Genomic DNA, 12,531 nt, shown 5'->3' with positions numbered 1-12,531 from the left:
GTTAATATTTTAAAATTAAAAATTCAGCGTTAAACTTATATCCTGCCACATGGGTTGAAATTGAAAGTATCCAGCCAATGGAAAACCAAGTTCTGCTCTTGTTTTCATTGCTGTTTGATGATCTATTTCAATTAATTTCTCTCCGGTTTGCATTGCTAACAATTGCGCTTGGCAACTTCTTTCCATAGTAATAAACCACCACGCGGCCTCATCAATAGAATGTCCCACGGTGATTAAACCATGGTTTTGAAGTATCGCAGCTTTATTATCGGCCAGTGCGCTAGCTATTCTTTTTCCTTCTTCTAATTCGTTTACTACTCCCGAATAATCATCAAATAATGCGTGATCCTCATAAAATGCGCAGGCATCCTGAGTAATAGGGGTTAATTTTTTTCCTAATGCAGAAAAGGATTTACCATACACAGAATGAGCATGTGCAGCGGCGACTACATCTGGCCGAGCAGCATGAATTTGAGAATGGATAGCAAAGGCTGCCCTATTAACTGGAAGTTTACCCTCTACAACCTCTCCATTATAATTAACCAATACTAAATCATAGGGCGTTATTAAGTTAAAAGAAAGCCCAAAAGGATTCACCCAAAAATGATCTTGATGTTCTGGATCTCTAACTGTTATATGACCCGCTACACCTTCTGAAAATCCAAATTTTCCAAATATTCTAAATGCTCCAGTAAGTTTCTTTTTTAAATATGCTCTCTCATCGGCAAGATTATCAAATTTTGGAGGCATAGGGATATTTGCAGGCAACATATCTAGTGGTGGATTTTGTACTGCCATAATTATATGTTTTTAAAATTAATATTATGTTGTGTAGTATGATATTTGGTTATTTCAACGTATTCCTTATATCCTTTCTCTGTTAAATAAGGCAATAAAATTCCCCAAAGATTTTGTATCGGAGAATCCTCAATGACCACACTCCTTTTTTGATCTATAATTGCCATTCTGGTACTCCAAAATGTGCTTGTCATCCATAATGTTTGAATAATGATAGTATAATCTATTCGATCACTTTCTGGAACTAATCTACCAGATGTTATAAAATGATTTACCAAATCTCGAGCCCCTTCCAATCTTTTGGTTGTTGCAATTTTATAACCTCTCATAATTCCTGGATATTCTACCATTAAATACGATATCTCAAGAAAAAAGAATCTATACTGCCTTTGGATGACATAGAACTTTTTAAACATTTCTTCAAAATGAAATAAGGTAACATATTGATCACTGGGCATAATTTCAATAGCATTATCTAATATTTGTTCTTGTATTGCAGATAATAAATATTCTTTCCGCTTAAAATGATATGTGAAATTGCCTGGGCTTATGCCCATAGTTTCGGTAATATCTTTGATACTTACATTAAAGAATCCCTTTTTATTAAAAAGGACAACCGCATGTTTGATAATATCTAATTTTGTATTCAAAACATTATTCGTTTAGTATAAATATACTAATTTTTAATTTATTTTAGTATAAACATACTAATTTATAAAATACCTATTCATCAAAAGATCTTAATCCCATATTATACGTTGTCAAATTTTCAATGATTTTCGCGTTAATAAATTGTAAAATTTTAACTACTTTGTATGTCTTAAATTTTTACGTTTATAATATTATGGAGACATATGCAATGGCACTTAGTTATGCCATACCAGGATTTATGGTTCTTATTCTTACAGAATACCTAATAAGTTTATGGAAAAAGATACCTGTAAATGAAGCAATGGATACGATTTCGAGCTTAAGCTCTGGCATGACCGATACATTACGTAGCTTAACAGGGTTAGCAGTTATTATTATTAGTTATCAATGGATGGTAGATCATATTGCCTTAATAGAAATACAATCTTCTATCTGGCTTTATATTTTAACCTTTATAGGTCTAGATTTTGCAGGATATTGGTCGCACCGCTTCAACCATACCATCAACCTTTTCTGGAACAGACATATCGTACATCATAGTAGTGAAGAGTTTAACCTTGCTTGTGCATTAAGACAAAGTATTTCTGCAATAATTTCTATTTATTTCTTTTTATACATCCCTTTGGCTCTTATAGGAGTCCCTGCAAAAATTATTGCATTGGTAGCTCCGATCCATTTATTCGCTCAGTTTTGGTATCACACTCGTTTAATAGGTAAAATGGGATTTTTAGAGCATATTATTGTCACGCCATCTCATCATCGTGTACATCATGCAATTAACGATGAATATCTAGATAAAAACTATTCGCAAATATTTATATTTTGGGATAAACTTTTTGGAACTTTTCAAGAGGAATTACCCGATAAACCGCCTGTGTATGGTGTGAAAAAACCTGTAAATACATGGAATCCTTTTTACATTAATTTTATGCATGCATGGGGAATATTAAAAGATGCCTGGAGAACAAAAAATTGGTGGGATAAAATTCGTATTTGGTACATGCCAACAGGATGGCGTCCTGATGATGTGAAAGAAAAATACCCAATCCAAATTATAACAGATCCTTACAATCGAAAAAAATATAAAACAGAAAGCTCATTGCTTTTAAAAATTTGGTCCTGGACGCAATTAACAGCAACGTTAGCGTTAATGTATTATTTACTTATAAGTTTTGGGGATCTAGAATTTATTCAAATTATTAACTATTCTATTTTCTTAGGAGTTTCGATCTTTGCATATACCTCACTAATGGATCGTCATATTATTTCACTATATGCCGAGGGAATTAAACTGGGTTTAGGCCTATATTTAATAACTAAAGAAAGTGGATGGTTTGGGATCGACAAATTACTAAACGGAGCGACATATATTGTTATGGGTTACATCATTATATCACTTGTATTTTCTATCTACTTTCAATTAATTGAAAGAAAAAACACGATTCAAGCCATTAATGATATAAAAAAAACCGCCTGAGAAATTTCTCAGGCGGTACATATAAATAGATTCTATATATATTTTATTGTAATGTAGCTGAATAAAAAAGTGGATAATCCACTGCTTTAACTGCGGGTAAATTAGAACCATAAGTGGTATTAATAGCTGTAGCAGCAGAGTTTGCTAAAAACGCATATCCTCTAGCGGTAGGATGTACCCCATCTAAGGAAAACAAACCTCCAAATACTAAATTTCCTTGCATTAAGAACTCATCAAACTGAATTCCTCCAGCTGAAACCTGATCCAAAAGTCCATTAGCATCTACAAATGCTAAACCTGCTTGTTGTACCGCAGTATCTATAACACTGTTAAAAGTCGTTGTAGCTGTTGCAATTTCTTGCTGCTCACTAGGGATAAGTACCCATTTATCTTCTAAAGGAAATGTTACTCCATTTACTGCTAGTTGTCCAGCTTGTGCTTGACTCAATCCAAGCCCCATTAGAGTCATCACAGCATCAGTATTAACCTGACCAATTATTGCTGAACTTGGCAATACTAAAAGATCATTTTCGTTGGCCGGTCTAGCCTGACCATACAAGAATCCAGTTACTGCCGCAGTACCCGCATCTACTCCTGCCATCTGTAAAGCTCCCGTTATTTGAGCCGTAAGATCAGTTAATGACTCATCTTTTATCACTACGGGACTAGCTGCATCTGTAGCAAATACAATAGATCTTTCAGGAACACCCAAAGCAGTAAAAACTTGATTTAATCCAGCAAACTGCGTGTTAAGTGCAGGAATAAGAGGACCAAAAGTCTCACTTGTTGGATCTAATGGTGCAAATGGTACTGTTGTAAAATGTGCAATGGCAGTTACGTCAGGGATATTAAAAACCACCCCTTTTGCTCCACCAGAAGTTAATGTACCTACCAGGGTATTATATACTTGAGTAAATAATGCGGTATCTGTTATAGGATCTGATCCATCTCCACCAGATAGCGCATATCCTAGTACATCATTATTCCCTATCCATAAGGAGAAAAATGTTGGACTCTGAGCCATTGCGTCTCCAAGCACTGTTGCTGCCGGATCCGAAGCTATTCTTACGAAATAAGGATTTGCAGTAGCTGGCATCATAGTTAATCCGGCTACGTTACCATATCCTGGAGCAACCAAATGAAAACTTTTTGCACCAGGTATTCCCATATTATTAAAGGAACCTGACAACGCCGCTGTAATTTCGGTAGTAGGTACAGCACCTAAAAGTGCAGGTCCAGATCCATCAAAAAAGAATCTTGGATTTAATATTTGAGTACCGCCCAATAGCGCTCCACCAATATTATCACTCATAAGAGGTTGTAAAAAATCTCCTCCTCCTGCCAGTGCAAACTGCTGTGCCATAATATTTGGCAATGAGTTCTCTTGTCCAGCAATAAATAAAGCTCCATCAGTAAAACCAGCGGTTAATGAGTTTCCTACCGAAACAAATTTTGAAAAATCTGCTTCTCCCGAAGTAATTACTACTTCTTCCATTTCTGGGGCATCATCATCTGACTCACAGGCAATAAAACCAAAAGCCAATACAATTAATAGCCATTTATATTGAATATTCATCTGTAATTTTTTTAGTATAGTTATTCGTTATAGATTATTAATAGTTAAACCAATATAGTATTGAGATCCTATAAATCCTGTTCCAAATGCAGTAAAGTACTCATCTCCAATATTGGTAGCTCCTACTTTAAGTGTTGTTTTCAGTTTAGGGATGCCATAATTAATTTGTGCATCAAACACTGAAAAAGAAGGAACTTGTCCATCGGCAAAAGTTGCTTCCCAGAAATAACTGTCACTCCATCTATAACTAGTATTGAAACCAAAATTCTTAAATAAGTTTGTATGACCAAAAGTAGCTTTCACTTTGTGTTTAGGCGTATTAAAACTACTTCTAAAATCAGAATCTTGTTCTCTATCAAAATCTTGCTCAGAATATGTATAATTAGCTCCCAAATCAAATCCACCAAGTACTTTGGTAGTAACTCCAACAATTAAACCAAAAGAATTGATATCAACAGCAGAGTTTGTATATGTTTGATACACTTGAGTATCTCCATTTTGCAGTGCTAACAATGATAGCGTACCATCACCTACTTGACCATATAAAGGAACCAACACATTTTCGTTTGAAATAAAATCTTTATAAAAGTTAACATAACCTGCCATATCAATAACAAATCCTTTTACTTTTCCTCTATATCCTAGTTCAAAAGCGGTAACTTTTTCTGGCTGTACAACATCCACGTCTGCAGCTACAGGAGCCCCATTAAGCACAGAGTTTAAAGAAAATGCATTTTCATAAGCCGCTCTACCCACCACAGTTGCCTCGGTAGCACCCGTAATATTTTGACCATTTCCACTTAAAGTGAAATTTCTCACATCTCTATCTAAGTTGTCAGGCGCAGATCCAACCAAAATTGCACGACCAACATTAAGACCAATAAATAAATCCTGAGTAGTAGGATTTCTAAATCCAGTTTGTGCTGATAAACGAACATTGTGATTTCTTTCTTGACCCAAAGTATACCCTACAGATAATCTCGGTGAAAAATTACCATCAAATAATTCAGACTTATCATAACGAACTGATCCCGTGAATTTTAATCTTTCATCCAAAAGTTTCTTTTGAAGTTGAACATAGGCACCAACTTCAGAATATTTAATTGGACCATCAAAATCAGTAAAAATAGTTCCTGAAGAATTTAACTTATACTCTCTAAAAGAACCACCCACTTGTATATCGGCAAAATTGCTGGTAACATGACTAAGGTTATAATTTACATCTACATGTCTTAATTGTGTTTCATCTTGAAATTTAGATCCTGTAGCTAAATCGGGATCTTTAATTACTTGGTTAAATGCCTGTCTAAACTCTGGTGTGCCAGGAATCAACCGGCCAGTATCTGCTGTTTGTCTTGCAAGAGCATGAGCCTGTTCTGGAAGTACTCCTTGTAAGGTTGCTGTAGCAAAAGCTCCTGCATATTCTCCAAACCATGTTTGATCATCTTTCCATAATCTATTTATATTAATCCCTGTAAATCTTGTATCATAAGAATCTCCAGCATTTTCATCGGTAATGTATCCTCTTACAAAGAAGTTATCATTTTTAACCTCTAACTTATGTTGTTGTAAGAAAAAATTACGAATAGAATATCTATTTGCTCCTTGGTATATTGTAGTACCTCGCCCTAACTTACCATTATAAATAATTTCAAAATCATTAGCGAACGGTCTATAGTGCAGCGCTGCATCAAATTTCACGCTCTCGGCTCTATAATCATTTAAATCGCTTTCTAAATATCCTGTTCTACTTACATTTTCATTAGGCAGTAAGTTTTCTGCTCCAGAAGGTAAAACTCCTAAATTAACTAAAGCGACACCTACTCCTCTTATATTTGTACTTACCTCATCTCCATACACATTTAATCCATCATAATTAGGATCAGTTCTATCCGTATCAGGATTTAAAACATTAACTGTGTTTTCTGCAAACCAATCAGTTCCTCTCAAATAAGTAAAGTTAGCCTTGGCAGCAAATTTATCTGAAAACTTATGTGCAACCCTTATCCCGTAGTCATAAAATTCATTGTCTCCGGCAGCATCTTGAGAAGTAATTCCTCCTTTGAAATATGCACTTATCCCATTATGATCAAAAGGATTTTTACTAGTCATAAATAAAATACCATTAAAGGCATTTGCTCCATACAATGCAGAAGATGCTCCTGGTAATAATTCAATACTATTTACATCTATCTCACTCATCCCAATTAAATTACCCAAAACAAAGTTTAAGGCTGGCGCAGTATTATCCATCCCATCTACTAATTGTACAAAACGAGTATTTGCAAAGGTGGCAAAACCACGTGTATTTACAGATTTAAAAGTTAAACTATTGGTGTTGATATCAACCCCTTTAAGAGACTCCAATCCATCATAAAAATCCGCAGCGGGAGCATTCTTAATTTCTTTAATACCAAAACGCTCTACACTAACTGGTGATTCGAATATACGCTCAGGCGTTCTCGAAGCCGAAATAATTACCTCATCTAACTCTGTTCCTTCTTTAAGTGTAACCGTTAAATCCGAAACTGATGAAGAAATGTTAACAGAAGTTGATTCAAAACCTATTGTGCTAACATTAATAGTAAAAGGAGGAGCTTGATCCACCGTTAATACAAAAAGACCATCAAAATCAGTTATTGTACCAACAGAAGAGCTTTGTAGTGTTACATTAGCCCCCGGAATTGGTTGGTTATTATCATCTACCACCTTACCTTTAATTGTTGTTTGTGCAGTAGCGATAACACTCATTATCAACATTATCACTAATGTAGTTGTTCTCATACCCTAAATTTTAAAGTTATGACAACAATATACGTTTTTTTATGAATTTTTTAATAAAGTTGTTAAACCTTTGTTTTTTAATTACAAAAAAAAAACAAAACTCAAAGGTATTGATAATTGATAATTAACGATATAACCTTAATTTTTTAACAGAATTCTAGAGTTTAGAAAAAACAAAAAACCTGCCTAAAAATAATTTTAGGCAGGTTTTTCAAATTTATTTTCAAATAAATAATTCTTCTTATAAGTTATTTATTGATAGTCCTATATAATATTGAGATCCAATAAACCCAGATCCAATGGCTGTAAAATATTCATCACCACCGATATTATTTGCTCCAACTTTTAGTCTTGTTTTAAGTGCTGGGATTGTATAATTAATCTGAGCATTCAAAATAGTATAAGAAGGAATATCTCCATCACCAAAATCTGATTCCCAAAAATACTCATCACTCCAAACGAAATTAGTATTGAAACCAAAATTATTAAATAAGTTTTCCTTACCTATTGAAGCCTTAACCTTATGTTTAGGTGTATTAAAGTTACTTCTAAAATCAGGATCTTGCTCTTTATCAAAATCTTGTTCTGCAAAAGTATAATTTGCACCTAGATCAAAACCTTTAAATTTTGTTGTAAATCCGGCAACTGCTCCATAAGAGTTAATATCCACATCAGAGTTTGTAGAGGCTGTAAAAGCTCTACTTGTTTGAGGGCTAAAAGCTGCATTTATAGCAGCAGCTTGCTCTGCAGCAGTACCATTTACACTACCAACCAAAGGAACTATAACTTCTTCATTAGAGATAAAATCTTGGTATTGGTTGTAATAGGCACTGGCATCGATAATGAAATTACCAAATTGAGCTCTATATCCTACTTCATAAGCAGTAATCTTTTCTGGCTTTACAATATCGATGTTTGCAGCTACAGGAGCACCTGCTGCAACAGAAGAAGCAGAAAAAGAATTTTCATATGCATCTCTACCTGTTACTGTGTTTCCAAATATTTCATCTGTATATCTATCCAAGTTATCCGGTGCAGAACCAATTAATGTAGAGGCACCAATATCTAAACCAATATATAAATCCTGAGTTGTTGGGTTTCTAAATCCTGTTTGCACTGAAGCACGAAGATTACGATTACGATTAGCTCCTAAAGTATATCCTACCGAAAATCTTGGTGAAAAATTACCATCAAATAACTGGGATTTATCATAACGTACAGATCCTGTAAGTTTTAATCTATCATCTAAAAGCTTTTTCTGGATCTGAGTATACACACCAAATTCAGAATATTTAATTGGTCCGTTTATATCGGTAAATACAGTTCCTGATGAGTTCAATTTATATTCTCTAAAAGAACCACCTACCTGAATATCTGCAAAATCACTTGTGATATGGCTAAAATTATAATTAGCATCTGCATGTCTAAATTGAGATTTTTCAGTAAACTTAGATCCTTCTGAAAGGTCGGGGTTGCTAGTTACTTGATCAAAAGCTTGTTGAAACTCTGGAGTACCAGGAATTAAACGTCCTGTATCTGCAGCTTCTCTTGCCAAACGATGTGCCTCATCATTTCCAAGAGTTGTACCAGTAAGCACTCCTAAATAGTTTTGAATATAGTCTGTAAACCAATCTGTATTACTTTTCCACACATTATTAATATTGATCCCTGTAAATCTAATATCATAGGAATCACGAGCATCTTCAGCAGTAACATAACCTCTTACAAAGAAATTGTCATTCTTGAATTCAAGCTTATGCTGTTGTAAGATAAAATTACGTAAAGATGTTCTATTCGCATCTTGAGTTACTGTAGTACCTCTACCAACTTTACCAGCATATATAATTTCAAAATCATCTGCAAACGGACGATAATGTAACGCCGCATCAAATTTTAAACTTTCTACTTTATTATCATTTAAATCTGCTTCATCATAACCCGTTCTTGTAATATCAATATCAGGAATTCCTAAACCAGCAATTTGAGCTGGTGTTAACCCCGCTTGAAGTGCCAAACTCTGTAATGGTACTCCAAAATCATCTCCATATACATTTACACCATTATAACTAGGGTCTAGTCTAGTAGCACCAGGATTATCCAAATCTTGCTTATCTGCAGCTAGCCAGTCTGTTCCTCGAATAAATGAAAAACTCGCTTTTGCAGCAAATTTATCCGAAAATGCATGTGCCATTCTAATTCCGTAATCAATAAATTGGTTATCTCCTGCAGCTTCTTGAGAAGTAATCCCTCCTTTTGCATATGTACTTATCCCTTGATGATCAAAAGGATTTTTACTTGTCATGAATAAGATCCCGTTAAAAGCATTCGCACCATATAATGCAGAAGAAGCTCCCGGAAGAAGTTCTATACTATTCACATCCAATTCACTCATACCAACTAAATTACCTAACACGAAGTTAAGTGCAGGTGCGGTATTATCCATACCATCTATTAACTGAACAAATCTGGTATTAGTAAATGTAGCGAAACCTCTTGTGTTTATAGATTTTAATGTTAAACTGTTTGTATTAACATCTACACCTTTAATGTTTTCAAGATCTCCGTAGAAATCTGCAGAAGCAGCATTTCTAATTTCTTTAACACCGTAACGCTCAATACTTACTGGAGATTCAAATAAACGTTCTGGTGCACGAGAAGCAGATATTACTAATTCATCTAAGAACGTAATATCATCTAACACGATAGTAACTTCATTCGTTTCTGATGTAACCACCAAAACACCATCATCAAAACCGATACTTTTTGCTTCTAAAGTAAAAGGGTAATCCTCATCTGTTGTTAATGTAAAATTACCGTCAAAGTCTGTAATCGTCGATGCCGAAGTTCCTTTAACAGTGACACTAACACCAGGGATTGGCTGATCGAATCCATCGATAACCCTACCATTTACAACATTTTGGGCTGATCCAATAATGCTTATAAGTAGCATTACCGCTAATGTAATTGATTTCATAAGTAGATTAGTTTATAATTAAGTTGATTTCCTATGCATGCATAGGAATATTATATTCGGGGTGCGAAACTAAACTTTTTTGTTTAAACAAAAAAGAAAAAAATGTTTTTTGTCGTAAAAAGAGTGTTTTTCAACGGTTTTTAAACTATTAATAAGTGTTAAAAAATCATAATTTTAACATAATTAATCAAGTTAATAACTTGTAAATAAGATAATTATATTTAACTAGAGCTAAAGTGTTTCGGCTTTTGACCTCTAAAACTTTGTTGCATAATAATTTTGCGTAAAAGCCGTAAACCAAAAACTAGCATAAGTAATACTGCTCATTTGACTTATTTTATGGTAAATAATTAAGAGGAAAGCAATAAAAAAAGACTATCAAAAAATGACAGTCTTTTTCTTTATGTTTAAGAAAAATCCAATTACTCTACTGTAACAGATTTTGCTAAATTTCTAGGTTGATCCACGTTTTTATCCAACATTACCGCAATATGATAAGACAATAGTTGCAATGGTATTGTAGTAAGAAGCGGAGTTAAAAACTCTATCGTTTCTGGTATCTCTATAACATGATCAGCCAATCCTTTTACTGTAACATCTCCTTCGGTAACTATCCCTATGATTTTTCCTTTTCTGGATTTTATCTCTTGGATATTACTTACCACTTTTTCATAATGTCCTTTTTTGGTAGCAATAACTACAACGGGCATATGTTCATCAATAAGTGCTATAGGTCCATGTTTCATTTCTGCAGCAGGATAACCCTCGGCATGAATATATGAAATCTCCTTAAGTTTTAAGGCTCCTTCTAGCGCTACAGGGAAATTATAACCCCTACCCAAATACAAAAAGTTTTTAGCATCTTTATATGTATCTGCTATATCTTTGATGTGATCATTAGATTCTAAAGCTTGTTTTACTTTTTCTGGAATTCTTTCAAGTTCCTGCAGGTAATAATAAAAATCACTATTCGTAATAGTACCTTTTCTTTCTGCTAATTTTAAAGCTATTAATGATAAAACTGTAATTTGAGTTGTAAATGCCTTTGTAGAAGCAACACCAATTTCTGGTCCAGCATGTGTATATGCACCTGCATGCGTCTCTCTAGATATTGAAGAACCAACCACATTACACACCCCAAACACAAAAGCTCCTTTTTCCTTTGCCAATTTGATAGCCGCCATAGTATCCGCAGTCTCTCCACTTTGTGAAATAGCTATCACAACATCATCTTGATGTACTACAGGATTACGGTATCTAAATTCAGAAGCATATTCTACCTCTACAGGTATCCTAACCAGTTCTTCAAAAATATACTCTGCTACCAAACCAGCATGCCAAGAAGTACCACATGCTATAATAAGAATACGTTTTGCATTTAGAAGTTTGGCAAGATTATCATCGATACCGGCCATTTTTATAATTCCTTCAGCCACACGCATTCTTCCTCTATACGTATCACTTATTGCGTTAGGTTGCTCATATATTTCCTTAAGCATGAAATGGTCGTATCCGCCCTTTTCTATTTGTTCAAGATTAATCTGCAGTTCTTGTTGATAAGGATCAACAAGACTGTCATCCTGTATCTTTCTAACTTTTACTCCTTTATTTCTTCTAACAATTGCCATCTCACCATCTTCCAGATAAATTGCATTGTTTGTATATTCAATAAATGGAGAAGCATCAGATGCGATAAAATACTCATCTTCGCCAACACCTATTGCAAGAGGGCTTCCTAATCTTGCCACTACGATTTCATCTGGTTTCTGCTTATCGAACACTGCAATAGCGTAAGCGCCAATCGTCTGGTTTAATGCAATTTGAACTGCCTTACCTAGTTTTACATTCTCTTTAGTTTTTACATCCTCAATCAAATTAACTAATACCTCGGTATCAGTTTCTGATTTAAACGTATATCCTCTATTTGATAATTCTTTCCTAAGAGACTCATAATTTTCAATGATTCCATTATGAATAATAACCAAGTTTCCAGAGTTCGAATAATGAGGATGAGAATTTACATCATTAGGCACTCCGTGGGTTGCCCATCTGGTATGTCCTATTCCGATAGTTCCTTTTGTGGAAATTTCTTTTTCCAACCTCTCTTCGAGATCAGCTACTTTACCTTTAGTTTTTGATAATTTAATATCACTACCATCATAAAGAGCAATTCCTGCAGAATCATACCCTCTATATTCTAATCTTTTTAACCCTTTTAAGATAATTGGATAAGCCTCCCTATGACCTATATACCCTACAATTCCACACATG

7 protein-coding genes are annotated in these 12,531 nt (G+C 34.3%); 1 reads left to right on the top strand and 6 read right to left on the bottom strand.

All coding sequences use genetic code 11. The features are described 5' to 3' along the window. Positions 1-15 precede the first annotated feature (15 nt). A complete protein-coding gene (locus DK508_RS18375) occupies positions 16-798 on the bottom strand; it encodes a class II aldolase/adducin family protein (RefSeq protein WP_109302243.1) in 783 nt (260 codons plus the stop codon). Between the two features lie 2 nt (positions 799-800). Beyond that, positions 801-1,448: a TetR/AcrR family transcriptional regulator gene (locus DK508_RS18370; RefSeq protein ID WP_109302242.1), complete on the bottom strand. Its 648-nt coding sequence runs from the start codon at positions 1,446-1,448 to the stop codon at positions 801-803. 194 nt (positions 1,449-1,642) lie between these two features. Between DK508_RS18370 and DK508_RS18365 the strand changes: the two genes are divergently transcribed. Next, a complete protein-coding gene (locus DK508_RS18365) occupies positions 1,643-2,926 on the top strand; it encodes a sterol desaturase family protein (protein WP_109302241.1) in 1,284 nt (427 codons plus the stop codon). Between the two features lie 43 nt (positions 2,927-2,969). Here DK508_RS18365 and DK508_RS18360 read toward each other — a convergent pair whose 3' ends face one another. The 4 genes from DK508_RS18360 to glmS all read right to left on the bottom strand — a co-directional run bounded on the left by DK508_RS18360 (position 2,970) and on the right by glmS (position 12,530). Then, positions 2,970-4,502 carry a G-D-S-L family lipolytic protein gene (locus DK508_RS18360; RefSeq protein ID WP_109302240.1) on the bottom strand — a complete coding sequence of 511 codons (1,533 nt, stop codon included), beginning with the start codon at positions 4,500-4,502 and terminating at the stop codon, positions 2,970-2,972. 27 nt (positions 4,503-4,529) lie between these two features. Beyond that, a complete protein-coding gene (locus tag DK508_RS18355; RefSeq protein ID WP_109302239.1) occupies positions 4,530-7,286 on the bottom strand; it encodes a TonB-dependent receptor domain-containing protein in 2,757 nt (918 codons plus the stop codon). Positions 7,287-7,527: 241 nt separating this feature from the next. After that, entirely contained in the window at positions 7,528-10,260 is a 2,733-nt protein-coding gene (locus tag DK508_RS18350) for a TonB-dependent receptor (RefSeq protein ID WP_109302238.1), read from the bottom strand. Between the two features lie 422 nt (positions 10,261-10,682). Beyond that, positions 10,683-12,530 carry a glutamine--fructose-6-phosphate transaminase (isomerizing) gene (gene glmS / locus DK508_RS18345; RefSeq protein WP_109302237.1) on the bottom strand — a complete coding sequence of 616 codons (1,848 nt, stop codon included), beginning with the start codon at positions 12,528-12,530 and terminating at the stop codon, positions 10,683-10,685. Position 12,531 lies beyond the last annotated feature (1 nt).

It is taken from the genome of Aquimarina sp. AU474 (genome assembly GCF_900312815.1).
Lineage (GTDB): Bacteria > Bacteroidota > Bacteroidia > Flavobacteriales > Flavobacteriaceae > Aquimarina.
Note: the sequence above shows the minus strand (reverse complement) of the source record. Positions and strands in the feature narration are given on the sequence as shown.

What these genes read in the sequence shown, in the direction of transcription:
- DK508_RS18355 (WP_109302239.1), bottom strand. Translation starts at nt 7,286, where the DNA reads ATGAGAACAACTACATTAGTGATAATGTTGATAATGAGTGTTATCGCT.
- glmS (WP_109302237.1), bottom strand. Translation starts at nt 12,530, where the DNA reads ATGTGTGGAATTGTAGGGTATATAGGTCATAGGGAGGCTTATCCAATT.
- DK508_RS18350 (WP_109302238.1), bottom strand. Translation starts at nt 10,260, where the DNA reads ATGAAATCAATTACATTAGCGGTAATGCTACTTATAAGCATTATTGGA.
- DK508_RS18360 (WP_109302240.1), bottom strand. Translation starts at nt 4,502, where the DNA reads ATGAATATTCAATATAAATGGCTATTAATTGTATTGGCTTTTGGTTTT.
- DK508_RS18375 (WP_109302243.1), bottom strand. Translation starts at nt 798, where the DNA reads ATGGCAGTACAAAATCCACCACTAGATATGTTGCCTGCAAATATCCCT.
- DK508_RS18365 (WP_109302241.1), top strand. Translation starts at nt 1,643, where the DNA reads ATGGAGACATATGCAATGGCACTTAGTTATGCCATACCAGGATTTATG.